The organism is Kistimonas scapharcae, from assembly GCF_039540975.1.
GTDB classification, from domain to species: domain Bacteria; phylum Pseudomonadota; class Gammaproteobacteria; order Pseudomonadales; family Endozoicomonadaceae; genus Kistimonas; species Kistimonas scapharcae.
The window spans coordinates 1-18,984 of record NZ_BAABFL010000423.1 but is presented as its reverse complement, the minus strand read 5'-3'; the positions used below and the strand labels follow the sequence as shown (position 1 = coordinate 18,984).

The following is an 18,984-nucleotide window of genomic DNA, read 5'->3' as shown; positions in this document are numbered from 1 at the left end:
TTTTGCCTGAAGAGCACAGGGGACGCTCTCTTCATTCAATTTAGCCTTACTTCTTCAGATCGTTAAGCGGGAGTTAAGGATTTTTGCCTGATTCATTTTCGGTTGAGCCATTCCTGTTATATATGGCAGCAAAGAAATTGAATTTATGTAAAGGGCCAAGTACTGCAAAAAGTCCTCTGAAACCCCATCAACTACGTGGGCGTGATTGTTTACCCAATACAATCCTCGAGCAATAAAAGCGATCGGCGTTGAGCGGTTAACAAGGTTTGCTCCATCTTCTCCGATCAGTAGTAAAGGAGTATCAAACAGATAGTCATCGATGCTGTCAATAACTCCGGATGCCCCATAGTAATCATATGGACCACTTCTTGTGCGCCTTTCACTCACGGATAAAGGAACGCGTTCAGCATCTCGGTTATATGTTATGTCACCGAAGTCCACTTCCACCCATCCTGAAGGGCACACCCTTCCAGTACCATCAACATCATAAGGCTTAGACTTACTTTGTTTTTTGATTTTGCCTTCTTTGACCAGCTGGGCTTTTTCGGCGGCGATGCGTTCCAGCAGTTTGGCGGCGGGTTCGTCGTTGGGGTCTTGGGGTACCAGTTTGCCCATCACGGCCAGTTGCAGGATGGTCTGCTTGAGCTGGTCGATGCTCGCTTCGGTGGTGAACAGGGTGGTGAAGTGGCTGGCGATGCGCTGCCAGTTCTGCTCCAGTTCTTCCGCATTGGCGCTGCTGGTGAGGGTTGCCAGCAGGTTTTCTACCAGTGTCGTATGGGCGGACAGGCTGGCTTCGGTCTGCTGTTCAATCTGGTCGCACAGCGCCATCAGTTCATCGACTTTGGCGACGATGCGATGTTGTTCGTTTTTGGGAGGTAGTGCGACAACAAGTGGGTATATTTTTCTGCCGGAAATCACTGGTTGTGCTGTAGCACTATCATTTTCATTCAGATTTGTTGCCTTTAACAACCAAGCCAAATAGTCCAAGAAAATACAATTTTCTGGAAAGGTTGTAATAAACGCATTGTCTGTAACCCAGGCCTTTGGCGGGGTGATGTGAATCGAGCCGCAATAAAATCCAACTCTGCCTATAACAAGAGTCCTTTCGTTCACATTGGCCTGATCATGATATCCTGCAATTCCATTTCCTCCATAAACAGGAATAGGACCTTCGCCATTCATGTTTTTCGCAGTGAGCCCATTGCCTGATGAAATATGCAATATTTCGCCAAGCCTTACCCACTTCCACCCATCAGCTAATGCAAACGGCTTTTCTTCATCAGATATTGCGGGTAAAGGTTTTGGTTTAGAGATTTTCTTCTCTACAACCATCTTTGCTCTCTCTGCTGTAATCCGCTCCAGCAATTTATAAGCTGGTTCATCCTCCGAATCCTGCGTCACCAACTTACCACGCACCGCCAATTCCAGAATCAGTTCGCGGAGTTTCTTTATGCCGTAAAGGTCAATCTTTTTACTGGAGCCCCGTCCAGAAGCGGACTTGTTCTGTACCGCCAACGCTAGCGTTGAAAGATTGTTGGTCAGCAGTTTTTCAGCAGCAGACATCAGACTTCCTCCTGCTGCTTGTTCATACCACTGAAAATTGCTCCTGCATTTTCAGTATTTCCACCTTCCCTGGCGGTCAGCGCATTGCCAAGAATATTCTGTAATTGTCCCAACAGCCCTTTCAGTTCCTGCTGCTGTTGCTGGTAGCTGGCCAGCAGTTCGTCCGGATCGTGGCTGACAGTTTCGCCTACATGGGGATTCTTGATATCCAGGTTGAAGTTACGGGCGATGACTTCATCAATGCTGACCTTCCATGCCTGCTCGTTCTCTACCCGTACGGTAAAGCCGTCTGCCTCATTACCCCACCAGTCGTTCTCCTGCTGAAACTCTTCAAACTTCATGGGACGGGTTTTGCTGTAGTTCTTCACACCTTCCGGATAGGGGTGCTCGTAGAACCAGATATCCTGGGTGGGCTGGCCCTTGGTGAAGAACAGGATATTGGTCTTGATGCCGGTGTACGGATTAAAGACGCCATTGGGCAAACGCACAATAGTGTGGAGGTTGCACTCTTCCGTCAGCAGTTTTTTGATCTTGGTTTTCACGCCTTCACCAAACAGGGTGCCATCGGGCAGCACCACTGCCGCACGTCCACCGTCTTTCAGTATCTCAATGATCAATTGTAAGAACAGGTCGGCGGTTTCACGGGTTTGCAGTTCGGCAGGGAAGTTTTTTTCTATGCCGTCTTCCTCGGTGCCACCGAACGGGGGATTGGTGACAATCACATCCACCTGGTCATCCCAACTGGAAAGTGGCTTGTTCAGGGTGTTACCGTGTTTGATCTGTACCGGCACCTCAATGCCGTGGAGCAGCATATTGGTGGTACAGAGCAGGTGTGGAAGCTGCTTTTTCTCGACGCCGTGAATCTGCTTTTGCAGGGTCTGGTGGTCGCTAGCGGTTTTTACCTGGTCTTTCAGATGGTCCACTGAACAGGCCAGAAAGCCACCGGTACCACAGGCCGGGTCCATGATGCTTTCGCCCAGCTGCGGGTTGATGCGGTTGACCATGAAGCGGGTGACGGCTCGGGGCGTATAGAACTCACCGGCATTACCGGCGCTTTGCAGGTCCCGCAGAATCTGTTCGTAGATATCACCGAACAGGTGTCGTTCCCTGGAATCGGTAAAGTCGATCTCGTTAAGTTTGTTGATCACCTGGCGCAGCAGCGTGCCATTCTTCATGTAGTTAAAAGCATCGCTGAAGGCTTCTTTCACGACAAAACCCCGTGGGTTTTTATCCACAGGGGCCACCAGGTGTTTCAGCTCCGGAAACAGGTCGTTGTTGATGAAGCCCAGCAGTTCATCGCCGGTCTTACCCTGCTTATCCGCCGCCCAGTTGCGCCAGAGGTACTCTTCGGGGATCGGTGAACGGTAATTGTCCAGTTCGAACTCCAGCTCCTCTTCCTGGGCATCGAAGACCTTGAGGAACAGCAGCCAGGAAAGCTGGCCGAGACGCTGGGCGTCGCCATCGACACCGGCGTCTTTACGCATGATGTCCTGAATGGATTTGATCACGGAACTGATGGACATGGGATTCTCTAAATCGGTTCAAAGGGGGTGGCCACAGCGACACCGGTTCTGGAGAAAGCTTATCTTCCCCTCCAGGTGTCACCGTGGCACAAAACAGTATTACGCTGAGCGGTAGATTTCCGCTTCCAGCTCGCTGATGGCCTGCTCGTAATCCGCCGGTTTGCCAAACCCTTTTTTTACAATCTCAATGGGTCTGCCAATGGCGGTAAAGGGAGCGACCTTCAGTACGTTCTTGTTCTCAATCTCCTGGACACCGGCATCGGCGTATTTTTCCAGCAGGGAGTTCAGAACAGTCTGCGCCGTGTCGGAATACTTGGTGAAGTAGTTACGCTTCTTCACGTTCTCCGCCCGCTCCTTGCGGGTCAGTGGTGGCTGGTCGTAGACCACATGACAGATCAGGTCGAAGGGGTCGAGGTCTTTACCCACTTCATCGGCCAGCACATCCCACAGGATACCTTCGTTCTCCAGCTCTTCAATAATGGCCTGTTTGCGCTCGGCAGACTGCCATTTTTTGATGAACTCATCCAAAGAGCTGAACTGTCGGGCCAGCGTCTTGCGTGTGTAGTCCCGGAAGGATTCGGTGACCAGCTTGCCATCGGTATCGTAGTACTGTACCCGCTCAGCGATAGCCTTGACCGTGACCCCGTTGACGTGGAACTTACGCACCTTGTTCTCTTCGTCGAAGTCCGACGTGTCACTATCGGCCTGTGTTCCGGTTCTATCGGAATGGTCTCTCTCGCTTTTCCCTGGTTCCTCGTCAGCCGTTATATCTGCTTCTTCTGAACTTGGGTCGTTGAGCAGGTCATCCAGATCAGAGTCTTCGTTGTTGACGGTCTCGGGATCGGTGTTGATCACCTTTTCCGGGATACCGTCGAAACGCTCATCGGCAAACAGCTCGGTGTCTTTCTTGAAGTCGAGGATGGTAAACCAGAGTTTGTTGTAGCGGTCATCAATGCGGGTGCCACGACCGATGATCTGCTTGAACTTAGTCATGGACTGGATGGACTGATCCAGCACCACCAGCTTGCAGGTTTTGGCATCTACACCCGTGGTCATGAGCTCGGACGTGGTGGCGATGACCGGGTAGGGCTTTTTCGGATTGATGAAGTTATCCAGCTGCGCCTTGCCCAGCTCATCGTCCCCGGTGATTTTCATCACGTATTTTTCGTTTTTGGCGACCTGGTCCGGGTTCAGGTTCACCAGCGCCCGGCGCATCCGCTCGGCATGGTCAATGTCGTTACAGAAAACGATGGTCTTGGCCATGGGATCGGTGCGCTTCAGGTAACTGGTGATCGTCTGTGCCACCAGCTCGGTACGCTCATCAATCACCAGTGTGCGGTCAAAGTCCTTCTGATTATAGATACGGTCATCAATCGCTTCACCGTGCTTGTCGGTCTGGCCTTTGGTGGGTCGCCAGCCTTGCAGGTCTACATCCAGGTCAACCCGCACCACCTTGTAAGGCGCAAGGAAGCCGTCTTCAATGCCCTCTTTCAGAGAATAGGTGTAGACCGGTTCTCCAAAGTAATCGGTATTGGAGACTTCATCGGTCTCCTTGGGGGTAGCTGTGAGGCCGATCTGGGTAGCACTGTTGAAGTATTCGAGAATTTCACGCCAGGCGCTGTCTTCCGCAGCACTGCCCCGGTGACATTCGTCGATAACGATCAGGTCAAAGAAGTCAGGATCAACCTGCTTGTAGGCTTTCTGGTGCTCTTCCGGCCCGGTGAGCGCCTGATAAAGCGCCAGATGGATTTCATAGGCCGGGTCAACAGTGCGCTTGGTCACCTTCGTCATCGCAGACCCGAAGGGCTGGAAGTCATTCGTTTTAGTTTGATCCACCAGCACATTGCGATCCGCCAGAAACAGGATGCGCTTTTTACTCTTGGCCTTCCACAATCGCCAGATGATCTGGAACGCGGTGTAGGTTTTGCCGGTACCGGTGGCCATTACCAGTAATACACGGTCCTGTCCCGCAGAAATTGCCTCTACGGATTTATTGATGGCCTGTAGCTGGTAATAGCGGGGTGACTTGCCGCTGCCATCGTCGTAGTAATCCTGGGTGATAATGGGCAACTGTTGTTCGGTGTAGCCCTTCCATTCGCAGAACTTCTGCCAGAGTTGCGCCGGTGTCGGAAAGTCTTCAAGGCGGATTTCAGTTTCAAGGGCGGCGGGATTGGTTTTGTCATGGAAAACAAACCCATCGCCGTTCGACGCAAAGGCAAACGGTACATCCAGCAATCGGGCATAATCCAGCGCCTGCTGCATACCCTTGCCGATTTCATGCTGATTGGCCTTGGCTTCCACCACTGCCAGCGGCAAGCCGGGCTTGTGATAGAGGGCAATATCTGCCGACTTCACCTTCTTGCGCGCCGCTGCCTGGCCACGAACTACCACCTTGCCATCCCGCAGTTTCACTTCCTGCCGGATTTGGGTCATATCGTCCCAACCCGCTTGTTTAATGGCGGGGAGGATGAACTTGGAGATGATGTCAGATTCAGTGAGTCTGGATTTGTCGATGGCCATACCTGGGTAACCGGTCACTGTCTTTGATGACGCATTTTTACACAGTTGGACAAGTTTAAGTAGTCGGTGTCGTTTAGGTAAAACACTTACTGTCTTCTATCTGATTTCCGGCTTTTATTTGATGCTGGAACTGTTACCCGGCAACAACCTCGGATATCCGGACTTTTCAGGTACATTTACGAAAAAAACGAAGACGCGGAATGTAAAGAATATGATCTTGCAGAACGCTCCCCAACATTTATCTAACATCAGTTTCATAGCCCTTCGCTAATGGTAGTTTTCCGGCAACGCTACTTCTTCTTCCCTTCAATCGTTATGTTTTGAATGGATAAAAAGATAAAATGTACACATCAGCCGCACCATGGATTAAGTGCTCTAGCTGACAAAGTATGTACTGATCAGGAGCAAGTCATAATGGAATATGACATCCAGTCGCATCTGTATCGAATTCCCTCAAGCGTTGTTAGTTGTCTGACAGGCCCCGATCATGAAACCGCGATTATGGCCGTGATTCCCGGAACCCCGACAGGTAAAAGTCGTCCACGCCTGACACGCAAGGGACGAGCCTACACACCAGCGAAAACAGTGTTGGCCGAAGAACATGCCCGGACCGCCGTTATCAGTCAGACGGGCTGTAAGCGATTGGAAGGTCCTGTCGCGCTGGAAATACTGACAGTTATGCCAATACCGGTGAGCTGGTCAAAGAAAAAACAAAACGCAGCCCAGGCCGGTGAAATTCGTCCGGCAGTAATGCCCGACTTCGATAACCTTGCCAAGTTGTATTGTGACGCCATGAACGGTGTCTGGTGGCAGGATGACAGACAGATTGTCGATGGTCGCTGTATCAAGTGTTATGGCGCTGATCCGTTTGTCATTATGTGGTGCTGGCAGGTTCAGTAGCCTCTCGAAAAAATGATTTATTGAAGATGGTGAAGCAAGAGAAAGTCATCTTCAGGTTTTGTCAGCGTCAGGGCGAATATTACCAAGCTGCCCATCAGCAGAATCGAATATTGGAAGCCAGCAATTCAACCTTAAGGTTCATTGTTCGCAAATCACATTCCTCAAGGCAATCAGGCTTCCCATCAACGTGACAATCACATTTTCCTTTCCTGAAAGGACACTACTTAAACCGATACAACACGCTCATAGTCAGCATATTGCTCTCGATCTTTACCTTCGCACCATTGCTATAGAACTTGAAGGTGTCGTAGTGAGTGCTGCGATAGTCCAGACGAAGACTAAGACCAGCCATAAGGTCTTTAAACTCTGCACCGAATCCCCAGACAACCCCCTCTTCCTTTTCATTAGAGGAAGAGCTGGATGACGGACCAGTAAAGCGCTCTTCGAATTTTGTCCTGGCTACGCCCAGTCGAACGTAAGCATCAATACCCGGATAAATTTCAGTACCGCCAATCACTGAAGCTGAGAAGGTATTCTTAGCCTCGCCTTCTTCCACCAAATTACCAACCTGATGTCGCAGAGCAATATCATGATTAATCGCATCGGCTTCTACAGCGACAAAGGCTGAACCGTAATATTCAGGGCTCTCAAGGCGATACCCGAGCGTAATCATATAAGCAGCTGTGGTGTCGTCATCATCGAAACCACCCAGCGTTCCAGAGCTTGTGCTGAGATCCACATCAAGGGAGGTCTGGCCTGCCCCCACCCCCATATAAAACTCAGCCCAGGCTGGAGAAGCCAATAGACAGAGTAGAACCAATATCTTTTTCATAACTCATTCCTTGTCATCGTGTCCGACCGAATGCTGCTCACCCGTTCAACATTAGCTATGTAAGTTACAACTTCTGCAATCTGTCAATCTGTAAGGTCTTAGAAAGGAGCTAGAGCGGCTTAGCAGGCTATAGGGCAGGCAGAGTGCTGTCACGCAACCGTCAAAAACTCTGGCGGAGAAAGCAAAGTCTTACTCGCAATGTCAAAAAACAATCTGAAGAGACGCATCACTCTGTTAAAGCGTCCACTGGAGGCACCAAATGACTAGAGTTCACTTCAGCCGAGCACATTGTAAATTGTCTGACGGCTTACACCGTACTCTTCCGCAAGCGCTTTCTTGGACTCGCCCGCCTTGATCCGTTTTTTTACAGTGGCGACCTGATGCTTTGACAGTTTAGGGCTGGCCCCCATTTTCTTACCTCGTTTCTTCGCGGCAGCGATCCCTTCCCGCTGTCGTTCCCGAATCATGCTGCGCTCGAACTCAGCAAACGCCCCCATCATTTGAAGCATCAATCGTTGCATAGGATTTTCTGATCCGGTGAATGTCAGATTTTCTTTGTGAAACTGAATGGTGACACCACGCACTGTCAGGTCTTCAACCAGGGTTTGCAGGTCTTTCAGATTACGGGCAAGACGATCAATAGAGTGGACGTGTAGCATGTCACCACTGCGAAGATGGTTAAGGCAGGCCTGTAACTGGGGACGTTTAGTATCTTTGCCGCTACAGTGATCTTCAAAGCTTATATCCAGCGTTGCGCCGTCAAGCTGGCGTTCTGTATTCTGATCAAGGCTGCTGACCCTGATATAACCAACATGCTGTCCTTTCATTAAACTCCCTCTTCATCATCTCTGGCGTGTAAAATAAGGTCTTGTGTTCATTAGACAGCGCGTAAAAAAATAGTTTCATGACCTTTTTGGACACCATGAATCAATGACTTGCCGAACGATGAGATTGTGTAAAACAAGTCTACTCAGTTGGACATGGTTATTGTTTCCGAATTGATAAGTGGAATTTTCCATAGGGATTTAGGTTAAAACGGAGATACACAAGGAATGGGCGGATATCTCAGTGGCAGGCCAGGAAGTGGCAAACCGAGCGTTGAAGACTGTATCAATCTCAATGTGTGTTATCTGTATCGAGAAGGGCTACTGGAGCCTGGTAGTGAAACGGTACTGCAACATCGTCGCGGTGGTAGCTTTCTTGTTCAATGCCGCGAGAACTATTTTGGCTGGCCGTTATGTGTCTCAATCACCTGGGCAACCATAGGTTCCGACAAGGAGCGTACCGAACATAACCAGGTCATTGGCGTTGAGTTTGTTGATGTCTTGAAAGGTAAAGCCAGACGGCCCTATTTCTACTGTCCGTTTACGGAGAAACGGGTGGGAGTATTGGTGATGGGGAATCGTGGTTTTGGGCATCGCACATTCTATGGCTACGACTACAAAGCACAGCGCATGGGCCATACTGACAGGGCTTTAGATAGTGCGGCGAAGATCAAGAAAAAGCTGGGTGGCTTTAATTTGGATGAGGCCGTGACTGACGACCTGATTAAGCCAAAAGGTATGCATAAAAATACATTTGCCCGTTATGTTGATAAACACAGACGGGCAATCGCACCTTTAGCCTGGCGACTGGCTGTTATATCTGGATATTGAAGTCAGCCGATGCTTGAGGAAACGAAACTTGTGAGTAAACACCAGTGTCATTGACGCAGCTGCTCCATGGCAGTTTTCACCTGATAAGGATTGAACATCCGGGCTTTGCGTTCTGACCAGTTTTCCAGTTCCCTCGCCATGTCATCTTCTGATTCGATGTGTTTGTTATCTGCCAACCAATGGACAGACGCCAACAGCTCCATGCCAAAGGGCGTTTCAAACCCTTCAATCAACTTGGCCACACGATCAAGCCGCTGCCGCGCATCTTCATCCGTACCGATGTACGCTTGCGCTTCCTCAATCGCACCCGGCATGAGTTCTACGACCTGTTCCGGGTTTTCATTGTCGCCATAACCACTGATGTAATGCCCTTCGAGCTTTTCCAGCAGGAATCGGATATTCGTAGCGTAGGGACCGTAGTGGTATTGCTTGTATTTGAGTTTCAGGGGCTCCCCTTCAACCTGAAGGAAATAAGCAAGTTTGTGTACTTCAAGTAGCGTCAGCGCATAATCAAGCTGCTTGTACTGATCCATCAGCATGATCAGCAACGCGCGGGCTCGGGTCATACCGGGCTTTTCAGTATTCACAGGCTGGTCTTTGGCCGCCGGGGCACCCTTCGGCTCATACAGATATACGACAACGTCTGGCAGCTCGCTGAACGCCTGTTCTATACGCGGCTTAACCTTGTTCCAGTCCAACCCTCCAAGGCCACAGCCCAACGGTGGAATCGCAATGCTGCGGATGCCGTATTGCTTGATGACATCAATCAGCGCCACCAGCCCACTTTCCACATCCTCCATTCGTGACGGGTTCCGCCAGTGTCGTTTAGTGGGGAAGTTAATGATATAGCGGGGGTTGATCATTGCGCCGGTTTCAAACACGTTCATTTTACCCGGCACGACCTCACCTTCCTTACAGGCTTTGTGGTAAGCGTCATAGTTAGGGGGAAACGCTTTCTTGAACTGAAGCGCGATCCCTTTACCCATATAGCCATCACAATTAACGGTATTAACGAGTGCTTCCGCGTCCGCCTTGAGCAGATTGCCTGTTGTGAGTTTGATCATGTCAGCCTCCCTGATAATACCATTGTGGCACTGGATGAACCGTCGGATGATGTATATCCGGAAATTGGGCCAGTATGGCTTTGACCCTGTCTGCCATGGTTTCGTTCAATACCGCTATTCCCTGGATCATATCCCATGGTAATGACTGATAAATCAAGAACTCGGCCTGTTTACGGCGTTTGCGGTCGTTATCCTCTGCAGTATCAGACCAGTCACGCCCAAGAATGACATGCCAGTCCAGCTTGTCGAGGCTGTCCAGTGTATCAAACCATTGGGTGAAGGCAGCGATACCGTGCCCGTCAGAAAACACGAAACCGATATTACGGGCTGCGACATCTTCTGCTCGGGCTATCAGGTAAACCAGTGGTTCCACACCTTCATCATAGCCTTCAACACCGCCTTTACCGAGCTTGTACAGCATCGGGGAAAGCGGTCCCAGGTAGAACGGCAAATAATCATGGATAACACCACCGGGGCCACAATGAATCGACCGATGGTAGCGTTTTTCCTGAATGCTGGAATCATGAATCGTACGATAGGGCAGCCCATCATCAGGCGTGTGTAAAGGCGCATGAAGAGCCTCACGGCGCAACAGGGTGTCCAGATTGTCGATATGCGTCAACCGAAAAAGGCGAACCTTGGGCGGCACCGTCATGTTGTTTTCCTTCATTCACACATCCAACGCATCAGCACTGATGTACCATCCTACCAGCCTTTACATAGCTGCCTTTCACAGGGTTCGCCATCATGATCGCCATCTATTTGTGTCCCCGGACAGTTATCCAGGTAGAACCTTGCTTCGGCACATGACGTCATTTGCGAACAGTGCGTTTTGCCATTACAGCTAAAGGCCGGTGTCCGGCTCGATTCCCTGGTTTCGAATACTGACATGATGTTCTGTGGCTGCGGTACAACATCGCGCTCAGACAACTCCTGATAACCATAAACTGCCCCGGCAACCACACCGATAAGAACCAGTCTGCCAATAAACCGGTTAACAGTCCGCTTTTGGTAGTGATTTTGTCGTGATCTGGGTGCTACCTTTTGAACCCCATCAATCGAACAATTAGTCGCCCGCTGTTTGCCGTTGCTTTGCTGTTCAACATCGAAGTTAATGGTGTCACCCACCCTGGGCTTCCTAGCCAACCCCTTCAATGCCGAAATATGGATAAAAACATCGTTACTGAGTTCGTCTGACTGAATGAATCCAAACCCACGATCATCATTCCACGACTTCAAACGCCCCTTATACATCGTTACCTCTTATTGTTGTGATGACGTGAACAGCTTGCAAAAAAGCCAGTTCGAACTGCCGGGAAAACACCAGCCCCCCCTAACCTGTAGCGACTACCTTCAGGTGTGCTAGAAATTCGCACGCCATTATGTAACAGAAACAGAGCCCACTAAACAGCGCCTGACACTGAATTAATGACCTTCAGTGTCATGTTTGAGACTCGATAGATTGGGTGGACGGTGATGAATCGTTAACGTCAGACTTTGCTTCACTGGCCATGTCATGAACTACGGGCAATCACAGACGTTTTTTTGTTTAGTGGGGCATGGTGAGGGGTAAACCGCTCGTCACGTCATCAAACCCTATAGGAAATGATGACGTGACGAATGTTCTTTCAGTCACTGAGGTTAATAGGAATCAGTCGTCCATTGTCATCTTCGATCATTCCTTTATTCAGCAAATTGGTACGCACACGAGAAAAGTTCCGCACGTCAAACCCTTGTGCTTTCAAGTCATCACGGATAACAGCGGCCTCGGTTGACTCCCCTTGTTTCATGCGACAACGAATAGCCTGCCACATGACTTCTTCCTTTTTGCCCAGTTTGGGATTATTCCGTTCGGGGCTGGGTTGCCTGTCGGTATCGACCAGCACACCGCTGGTGACAGGGCGACCTTTGGCATCATGAATACCCAGCTCTACACTGCGCAACTCTAATGTCTTGGCGGCTGGAGATTCACTGTCTTTCATTTTTGTATTGCTGATCGTAACAAGATTGGAGTCACCATCACGCCTGATATGATATTCCGCATCGACAGCCCCTTTAAGACTTGAAGCACCACGGGCTCTCAGGCCATCGCTATGACCGGTATGATGAACAAGGAGAGCGCTACAGTTGAATCGTTTGATCAACTGGTCCACCTGGCGAACCAATAGTCCCATTTCACTATTGTTATTTTCGTTTCCTGTGGAATTTCGCGCCAACGTGTCGAAAATAATGAGCACAGGCGTAGCCTTTGCTTCATCAACCATCTGCTCTATTTGTTCACTGAGAGACTCCATGGCTGTCGGGCTCATCAGGTCAACAGCACCATCAGACATCAGCAGGGGGCACTCTGACATGTCGACATCATAGGTAATCGTCCATGCCCTAAAACGACGCTTCAAGCCTGACAGTCCTTCTCCCACGATATAAAAGACGGCACCTTGTCTTACATCGTGTCCATGCCACTGCTTTCCGGTTGCAATACAGGCGGCCAAATCGACAGCCAGGAATGATTTGTAACTTGAGGGTGGTGCGAACATAAGCAATAGCGTGTTCGCTTCTATATAGTCTTCAACCAACCACTCAGGGATCTCTATATTTTTAATGAGATCGCCAACCTTCTGAAATGTAATCGTATGCGTGTCATATGACTGGGATATGGCCGCTGAGCTTGAGGCTTTTGGTGTTGTTTGCTCGGGAAAATCCTCGCTATCGCCATCCAGTATTTTTCTGGCGTATGCCAATGGGTTTTCGATTTGTTTTTCGTGGGTCATTCCCGATCCCTTTTTGTTTTGACTGCCTTCGCTTTTCCAGGCAGCGGCTTGCCACTGTTAAACAGTTCATAGACATCGTAGGGAACATAGCCTTTTTCCATCAGTCGATACGCTTCTTCCCGGTATTCGGGCGCAATAAATATCAGCGATAGATAAAAGCTGTGATTACTCAATAACACGACAGTTTTTCCACTGACGGTAATTTCCAGCGGCGTTGTCGGTCTGGATGTCATGCCTGTACATTCCGTGTTTAAACCAGATAAGCAGGACGCCGGGCGTTTAACCCAGCGGACCTGAAACAACGATTTGGTTTCCTGAATGCTTACCTAAGTGAAATTAAAGAAAGATTGGCAGCAAATCCCTGAGCGGGATTTGCTGAGCACCTCTATCCGATAGCTACCTACTCATCATGTGAAAAGAAAGAGTCGTAACACATTCTTGAGCAGGATTTGCGGAACACCTCTCGCCAATCGATACCTATTCATCATGCGAAAAGCATGAATGCCACTCCGTATACACGGATAGGCATAGCGCTTGAAATACATCACCCGGCCATCCTTTAAATGGTACGGATCAACCCAGTCGATAATGTGGATTTCTTTCTTGCGGAGTTCGCAAACTTGGTTACGCAGGTTACCAGTGATGAATCGATCGCCGGTGGACAAAAGTAGTCCCTGCGGCGGATATACCTGTTCCTGGCGTAAACCTGAGAAACCGGATTCAAATAATGCCAGCAAAGTCAGTTCAAGTAGCGAAGGTCGTACTGAATGCGTATTGATATAGTATGCGTCAGTGCTTGCTTCTTTGACGCAAGCCCGTTCTACACTGTTCTTATTCATGCTTTCAGTCATTAGCAGGCCTCCCTAGCTGCAGCATTACACGACTCTATATTGGATTCGTAAATGAGCTGCTCTCTCAAGACAGCAATACTGGCATCGCACTGCGCACAAAGCGTGCGTTCTTTTTTGGTATATGGTTTCATGAGGTTTCCTGTAATACCCTCGCCGGGTTACTCAGTGCCCGCTGGTAACCTGGCTTTTAGTTATTGGATCGTGTCTTCCCGACGCTGCGTTTCCCACTGATCAAGCGACGACACCAGAAACCGCACACAGCGCGCCCCGAGCTGTATTGGCTTGGGAAACTGTATTTCTTCGTCGTTTATCCAGCGGTAAAGGGTGGTATTACCAATCCCATAGCGTGATAGGACCTCTGTTCGACTGAGGTATTTCGGACTTGCTTTCGACATGCGCAATTCTCCTTTATGTGCCTTGGTTTGTGGGGACATTCCACTGGCGACTTAAATACGCATATCACATAGCAACTTGCCTTGTACGCTCCCTGCGTGATGCTGACACATCGTCATATTACGGCTCTGTATACTGCTCCCTATAACCCAATTGCCGGTTGCTAAGGCTTTCATGTGTATATCCTCTGGCTGTTTTTATTTTTCCCTAAACATCTACTGCCACTGCATGTACACCTATTTATTTTTCACCCCTTGATTGCGGGGGGGGGGGGACGTAAACCTGACCTTGTTAGCTCAGGTCGCTCTTATAGTTCTACCAGAGATTTTTTTTACACATAATCACTATAATTTTTTTATACCCCTATAGATTTTTCCCCCCCCCATAAATTTTTTATAGGGTTAATCCATCGTCATTTTTCGTTACTGTATGGTGTTCACGACACAATGGCTGTGTTTGTAAAAAAGGAGTAGAACATGAATAAGACTGTGGATTCGTCACACCCTATATTCAGCTTTGGACAGCGAATTGCCGAGTGGAAAGAAAAACACCTTGCGGGACTGCCGGTTCTACAAACCAGTTACTGGGACATTGAGCCAAATGGACAGTTCGGTGTAATAGGATCACACCCACAGTTCATTGCCGATTACATTAACGCGGGGTTGCACAAACACATGCGCGAACGCCTGTGCTTGGGAACTATATCCTGGGTCAATGCGGAAGGATGGCATGTGGAACATTGCCGCTGGCTGCGCGAATGGGACTTGGCTCATCGCCCCACACATCTGGAAGCACCCTTTAATGATTATCCATTAACCTGCTTTGATATGGTAATGTATAACGGCCACCGCTGGATGATCGCCAATGTCGCCGCATGGCTACCTCAGCGCATGTGTCATCAACGCAGCGTACAGCAATCCAATATGATGACTCAGGGGAATATGGAGTCTCGCGGGCACTTGAAAGCGATGAAAAAGAAACATGGCGAAGACTGTCTGTTCCATACCGGAGACCCCTGTATACCCCCTCCGGACAAACCGGGTAATGTTCTTAGCTTCATTGATGTTGAACCTAAAGGTCCTAATCAATATGCTGAGTACACCATGGAAGATGACACAGAGCTAACCGGCCCACAGCTTCGTGTATTGTGTTATATCGCAAAGGGCTATTCGGCAGAGCAAATTAAAGAAAAATTGGACGCAGCCGGTGGCGGAGGCTCTCAAGCTAATATTAGCCGTCACAAGGAAAAACTGACTGATAAGCTCGGTTTAAAGAGTTCTTCCCAGAAAAACAAACTGACCGGTAGAGACTTCTGGGACAAACTCACCATGATGGGAATTCCCAATACCATCACCCCCATGTTTACCAAAACACCTGTTAGCTTTCTGCCAGACACTGATAAATAACGATCACTTCTCATACCCCTTAAACGCCACTTCTGTGTTATTTTCAATACGCTGCTGGATCACATGGTCCCGCAGCGCTTGATACAGGGCTACAAAACGACTTCTTCATCCTTAGTTACCACGGAACGGTAATGAGCCATGTCTACGAGCTTAACATCAACACCTTTGAGAATTTTGTCTAGCAAAGCATCGTAACGCTTCATACTTTCCCGCTTCTCTGGCAAATGTTCATGACGGTCATAATGTTTGATATCAACACCGGTCTGGCCGTGCGACTGAAGCAGGTTTCGCTGCTCCCTGCTCACCCCCGCATCAATCAGCAGGTTTTTTACTGTGCGCCGCAAATCCCTTGCCGTAAACCATTCAGGAACCGTTCTACCTTCACGTTCACAGCTTGCAGCCAGTTGATTGTTGTACCGTGTAAACGCGGTTTTCAAAGAGTTGGGGTCTATTGGCACCAGTTCTCCCTTTGACTCCTTGCTCCTGCTCTTAACACCGGTACAGAATGGCCAGGGATAGCCAGCCGTAACCGCTTGCACTTCTTCAATGATATCCAGTGCTCGCCGGCTCAACGGCACAACATGAATTTTTTCCCGCCCCTGACCTTTGCGGTCACGGAGCGTTACACAATGTCTGACAAAATCAAAATCTTCCCAGCGTGCGCGGGATAATTGCTTTGGCCGCTGTCCCCCTGTAGCAAGCATAAAGCGGATGAACCGTGACATGACAAAACCAACATACTCAGCCTTAGTGATCTCGTCCCATAACTGTTTTACTTCCTGATGGCTCAGTACACGCTCGCCCACATTGTTAGCCCGCGTGTTTTTCCTGGTTGCCGCTACAGGGTTATGCTGGATAAAGAAACGCTTATCCCCGACTCTGGTCGGGTCATAATCGCTCTTCATGCCGTAATTGAAGATAGCGTGAAGGATTGCCCTGATTCGCACAGATTCGGCCTCAGAGCCCCGGTTATGGATGGCTGCGAGTATGACGACAATATCATCCGGGGAGACATCTTTCGCTTTCTTGGCCGCGATCAGGGGATAAGCCTTGATTACGTTCTTTTTCATCGCCTGACGAGACTGGTTTGCCGACTCCTTGCCCTGCCGCTCCTGATCTTGCAGATAGGCTTCAATCAGGTCTGACAACGTGCCTTTGCAGGCCTCTGCTTCCAGTTCACGCCGTTGATTTTCTTCCTGTTGTTGCCGAGCCCGTTCCTGTTCCTGAAGATAGCTCTTCAAGTCGCACCCATTCTCCCGGGGAATACGGGCTAATTCCCGTACCTTGTCCCGACACTCTGCCAGCGTATATCCGTTACCGTCACGGGTAGCCTTGTACTGACCAATCTTGATTAACGTTGCCTTGCCTTCCAGCCGAATGCGGTAATACGCCTCGATATTTCCGGCACCCCTACGTTTGAAGAACAACACACCATCGCCACGGCCACCCACTGGTTCGCTGGCAATCTTTTTAAGACTTCGCAGTTGCGTATCGGTTAATAGTCGCATCGTTATCCTTTGCATCAATTCGAAAAGCGGTGTTGTCATTTGTGAACGGCGACCAGTCCTTTATTTGGTCACCGTTTTGGTCGCCGTTCGTGTCGGGCTGAAACGGTTTTACAAAGTATCACATGAGAGCAGAAAATAAAGTTTTATATTTAAATACAATCAGTTAGCGGACTTCAAGGAATTATACGGAATGGTAAAAATATAATATTTGCAACTTGTAATCAGTAGGTCGAGGGTTCGACTCCTTCAGCCGGCACCAATTTCAGGTTTCGCAATAAGCGACACCAGACCACATCAGACAACAGAAAAGGGCGATTAAACAAAGGTTTATCGCCCTTTTTGCTATTTTGAATTTGTTACTTGATTCAGCCTGAGTCTATCTCGGAACGCCCCTGAATCGCCCCTTTTTTTATTCTACGCCCCTCGTTCGCCCCTCATCCCCTTCGAATTGTTAGTGATAGTATCTGGAAATTACGTCTGTACACGCGTACTCATGTACACACACATAATTTATCAACAGAGTATGAGTAGCGCAGATTTAGACGCGAAGGAATAAAAGAGAGATTTTGCTGACTAACACTTCAGGCTGAGGAAGCACTCAATCCCCAGGTTTCGAGGCCAACCGCCTTGGTACATATTTCTCGGTAGTCTCATTAATCCAGCCACCATAGTGACGGTTGAGCATTTCAATACCCGTATGCCCCATCTGATTAGCTATCCACCAGAGATTATCGTTATCCCGGATCATCATATGTGCATAGGTATGCCGTGTCTGATAAGGGTTGCGATAGCGCAGCCCTGACTTACCGATAGCAGGAAGCCACGCCCGTTTGCGTAGCTGAGTGTCATTGTGCCAGTGAATATTGGTTCGTGGGTTGTGAAATACAAAGTTACCCTCCTGGTAGGTATATGCTTTCTGGGCCTCCAAGGCTTTCAACGCTTCATCCAGCAAGAACACCTTTCGAGCATTGATTCCTTTACTGGCTGTTTTAAGTTCATCCATATGCCCATAGACCATGGCTTGATCAATCAATACTTCACGATTATCAAAGTCCACTTTCTCCCATTTCAGACCAATCAACTCACTTGTACGAAGCCCCGTATAAAATGCAAACTGGTAGAGATTTTTTACCTGCCCATCCATGTTATCAAGCAAAATTGCTATTTCCTCCTCTGTAAAAGGATCCACTTTGAAATCACTTTTTTTAGAGTCTCTGGTAAGAAACTGATCGAGATTAATAATGCGAGCAGGATTGTCTTTGATAACCCCGTCAAGCATTGCATCATCAAGCGCCTGTTTCAGAGGAATGATCAGATTATTGATAGTCTTTCGCTTATTTCCCTTCTTGCTGCTCCTCAAAAAAATCCAGTCTCGCAACATTCCCGCCGTGATATCGCAGGCCAGAATATTGCCAAACTCTGGCTTGAGTTGATTGTTCACAATATTCTTCAGAATTTCATACGATTTCGGCCGTATCTGTGACTTCTGCCGCTCTAGCACTTTGTCCAGATAAAAACCAATGGTCTTATTGGGACTCTCATACTGTCCAAATTGCCTGCCCCTATCCGAGCCTGGAAAATAGTTGGAATAATGGAATTCATGGGTATCTATATCATATCTGATACGAGATAACAGATTGCCAGCCGCCTTGATATTACGTTTGACGGCTACCTCAAACTCACGAATACTGCTTGCCGTGGTTCCGGGTAAAGGGATTCGACAGAAGTTCTCCCTGCAGCGTACACCTCGATAATAAAAGACCATCCTTATTGTAACGGATCGCTTGAATTCTCTGAATTCCACTCCCGACGGAAGATCAAACGATAAGCTCACGGTACGCCCTCCTTAGCCTGATCGCACACTCCTGGACGCCCACTGATTAACGGCTTCCAGATTGACCCATGTTGTGCCATCAGCGTAAGTACTCAAAAACTCCTGTGCAGACCACATGGCAGCCAGCATGAGGCGTATTCGATAATATTTGCCAGTCTCGGAAT

The 18,984-nt window shown here is 48.9% G+C and carries 17 protein-coding genes; 3 read left to right on the top strand and 14 right to left on the bottom strand.

The features are described from left to right. Positions 1–54 precede the first annotated feature (54 nt). The 3 genes from ABD892_RS16865 to hsdR all read right to left on the bottom strand — a co-directional run bounded on the left by ABD892_RS16865 (position 55) and on the right by hsdR (position 5,606). Positions 55–1,563, bottom strand: a complete 1,509-nt coding sequence (locus ABD892_RS16865; protein WP_345197110.1) for a restriction endonuclease subunit S — start codon at positions 1,561–1,563, stop codon at positions 55–57. Next, positions 1,563–3,086, bottom strand: coding sequence for an N-6 DNA methylase (locus ABD892_RS16860; RefSeq protein ID WP_345197109.1), 1,524 nt, complete (start codon positions 3,084–3,086; stop codon positions 1,563–1,565). The genes ABD892_RS16865 and ABD892_RS16860 overlap by 1 nt, the downstream gene beginning before the upstream one ends. A 99-nt stretch (positions 3,087–3,185) precedes the next feature. Further along, entirely contained in the window at positions 3,186–5,606 is a 2,421-nt protein-coding gene (gene hsdR, locus ABD892_RS16855; RefSeq protein ID WP_345197108.1) for an EcoAI/FtnUII family type I restriction enzme subunit R, read from the bottom strand. 414 nt (positions 5,607–6,020) lie between these two features. Here hsdR and ABD892_RS16850 point away from each other — a divergent pair, with 414 nt between their 5' ends. Continuing rightward, positions 6,021–6,506 (top strand): RusA family crossover junction endodeoxyribonuclease, encoded by a 486-nt coding sequence (locus tag ABD892_RS16850; RefSeq protein ID WP_345197106.1) that lies wholly within the window; start codon positions 6,021–6,023, stop codon positions 6,504–6,506. A gap of 220 nt (positions 6,507–6,726) precedes the next feature. Here ABD892_RS16850 and ABD892_RS16845 read toward each other — a convergent pair whose 3' ends face one another. Further along, a complete protein-coding gene (locus ABD892_RS16845; protein ID WP_345197105.1) occupies positions 6,727–7,338 on the bottom strand; it encodes an outer membrane beta-barrel protein in 612 nt (203 codons plus the stop codon). 275 nt (positions 7,339–7,613) lie between these two features. Continuing rightward, positions 7,614–8,165, bottom strand: coding sequence for a recombinase family protein (locus ABD892_RS16840; protein ID WP_345197103.1), 552 nt, complete (start codon positions 8,163–8,165; stop codon positions 7,614–7,616). 225 nt (positions 8,166–8,390) lie between these two features. Between ABD892_RS16840 and ABD892_RS16835 the strand changes: the two genes are divergently transcribed. After that, complete coding sequence (locus ABD892_RS16835) at positions 8,391–8,993, top strand: hypothetical protein (protein ID WP_345197102.1); 603 nt, start codon at positions 8,391–8,393, stop codon at positions 8,991–8,993. A 47-nt stretch (positions 8,994–9,040) separates the two neighbouring features. On the opposite strand, the gene darG is transcribed toward ABD892_RS16835, so the two are convergent. The 7 genes from darG to ABD892_RS16800 all read right to left on the bottom strand — a co-directional run bounded on the left by darG (position 9,041) and on the right by ABD892_RS16800 (position 14,074). Continuing rightward, positions 9,041–10,057: a type II toxin-antitoxin system antitoxin DNA ADP-ribosyl glycohydrolase DarG gene (darG, locus tag ABD892_RS16830; protein WP_345197100.1), complete on the bottom strand. Its 1,017-nt coding sequence runs from the start codon at positions 10,055–10,057 to the stop codon at positions 9,041–9,043. Position 10,058: 1 nt separating this feature from the next. Beyond that, the gene (darT, locus tag ABD892_RS16825) at positions 10,059–10,727 is read right to left on the bottom strand and encodes a type II toxin-antitoxin system toxin DNA ADP-ribosyl transferase DarT (protein ID WP_345197099.1); all 669 of its coding nucleotides are present in this window, start codon (positions 10,725–10,727) and stop codon (positions 10,059–10,061) included. 35 nt (positions 10,728–10,762) lie between these two features. Then, a complete protein-coding gene (locus tag ABD892_RS16820) occupies positions 10,763–11,296 on the bottom strand; it encodes a cold shock domain-containing protein (RefSeq protein WP_345197098.1) in 534 nt (177 codons plus the stop codon). A gap of 389 nt (positions 11,297–11,685) precedes the next feature. After that, on the bottom strand, positions 11,686–12,828 hold the full coding sequence (locus ABD892_RS16815; RefSeq protein ID WP_345197096.1) for an AAA family ATPase: 1,143 nt from the start codon (positions 12,826–12,828) through the stop codon (positions 11,686–11,688). Next, positions 12,825–13,061 (bottom strand): hypothetical protein, encoded by a 237-nt coding sequence (locus ABD892_RS16810; protein ID WP_345197095.1) that lies wholly within the window; start codon positions 13,059–13,061, stop codon positions 12,825–12,827. Before ABD892_RS16810 ends, ABD892_RS16815 begins: the two co-directional genes overlap by 4 nt. A gap of 174 nt (positions 13,062–13,235) precedes the next feature. Continuing rightward, positions 13,236–13,679 (bottom strand): hypothetical protein, encoded by a 444-nt coding sequence (locus ABD892_RS16805; RefSeq protein WP_345197094.1) that lies wholly within the window; start codon positions 13,677–13,679, stop codon positions 13,236–13,238. A 191-nt stretch (positions 13,680–13,870) separates the two neighbouring features. Continuing rightward, complete coding sequence (locus ABD892_RS16800; RefSeq protein WP_345197093.1) at positions 13,871–14,074, bottom strand: helix-turn-helix transcriptional regulator; 204 nt, start codon at positions 14,072–14,074, stop codon at positions 13,871–13,873. A gap of 474 nt (positions 14,075–14,548) precedes the next feature. On the opposite strand from ABD892_RS16800, the gene ABD892_RS16795 reads away from it, so the two are divergent. Further along, positions 14,549–15,478, top strand: a complete 930-nt coding sequence (locus ABD892_RS16795) for a hypothetical protein (protein ID WP_345197092.1) — start codon at positions 14,549–14,551, stop codon at positions 15,476–15,478. Between the two features lie 89 nt (positions 15,479–15,567). On the opposite strand, the gene ABD892_RS16790 is transcribed toward ABD892_RS16795, so the two are convergent. Continuing rightward, positions 15,568–16,986 (bottom strand): tyrosine-type recombinase/integrase, encoded by a 1,419-nt coding sequence (locus ABD892_RS16790; RefSeq protein WP_345197091.1) that lies wholly within the window; start codon positions 16,984–16,986, stop codon positions 15,568–15,570. 598 nt (positions 16,987–17,584) lie between these two features. Beyond that, positions 17,585–18,820, bottom strand: a complete 1,236-nt coding sequence (locus ABD892_RS16785; protein WP_345197090.1) for a tyrosine-type recombinase/integrase — start codon at positions 18,818–18,820, stop codon at positions 17,585–17,587. Positions 18,821–18,984 lie beyond the last annotated feature (164 nt).

What these genes read in the sequence shown, in the direction of transcription:
- darG (WP_345197100.1), bottom strand. Translation starts at nt 10,057, where the DNA reads ATGATCAAACTCACAACAGGCAATCTGCTCAAGGCGGACGCGGAAGCA.
- ABD892_RS16835 (WP_345197102.1), top strand. Translation starts at nt 8,391, where the DNA reads ATGGGCGGATATCTCAGTGGCAGGCCAGGAAGTGGCAAACCGAGCGTT.
- ABD892_RS16845 (WP_345197105.1), bottom strand. Translation starts at nt 7,338, where the DNA reads ATGAAAAAGATATTGGTTCTACTCTGTCTATTGGCTTCTCCAGCCTGG.
- ABD892_RS16860 (WP_345197109.1), bottom strand. Translation starts at nt 3,086, where the DNA reads ATGTCCATCAGTTCCGTGATCAAATCCATTCAGGACATCATGCGTAAA.
- ABD892_RS16865 (WP_345197110.1), bottom strand. Translation starts at nt 1,563, where the DNA reads ATGTCTGCTGCTGAAAAACTGCTGACCAACAATCTTTCAACGCTAGCG.
- darT (WP_345197099.1), bottom strand. Translation starts at nt 10,727, where the DNA reads ATGAAGGAAAACAACATGACGGTGCCGCCCAAGGTTCGCCTTTTTCGG.
- ABD892_RS16850 (WP_345197106.1), top strand. Translation starts at nt 6,021, where the DNA reads ATGGAATATGACATCCAGTCGCATCTGTATCGAATTCCCTCAAGCGTT.
- ABD892_RS16795 (WP_345197092.1), top strand. Translation starts at nt 14,549, where the DNA reads ATGAATAAGACTGTGGATTCGTCACACCCTATATTCAGCTTTGGACAG.
- ABD892_RS16790 (WP_345197091.1), bottom strand. Translation starts at nt 16,986, where the DNA reads ATGCGACTATTAACCGATACGCAACTGCGAAGTCTTAAAAAGATTGCC.
- ABD892_RS16840 (WP_345197103.1), bottom strand. Translation starts at nt 8,165, where the DNA reads ATGAAAGGACAGCATGTTGGTTATATCAGGGTCAGCAGCCTTGATCAG.
- ABD892_RS16800 (WP_345197093.1), bottom strand. Translation starts at nt 14,074, where the DNA reads ATGTCGAAAGCAAGTCCGAAATACCTCAGTCGAACAGAGGTCCTATCA.
- ABD892_RS16805 (WP_345197094.1), bottom strand. Translation starts at nt 13,679, where the DNA reads ATGACTGAAAGCATGAATAAGAACAGTGTAGAACGGGCTTGCGTCAAA.
- ABD892_RS16815 (WP_345197096.1), bottom strand. Translation starts at nt 12,828, where the DNA reads ATGACCCACGAAAAACAAATCGAAAACCCATTGGCATACGCCAGAAAA.
- ABD892_RS16810 (WP_345197095.1), bottom strand. Translation starts at nt 13,061, where the DNA reads ATGACATCCAGACCGACAACGCCGCTGGAAATTACCGTCAGTGGAAAA.
- hsdR (WP_345197108.1), bottom strand. Translation starts at nt 5,606, where the DNA reads ATGGCCATCGACAAATCCAGACTCACTGAATCTGACATCATCTCCAAG.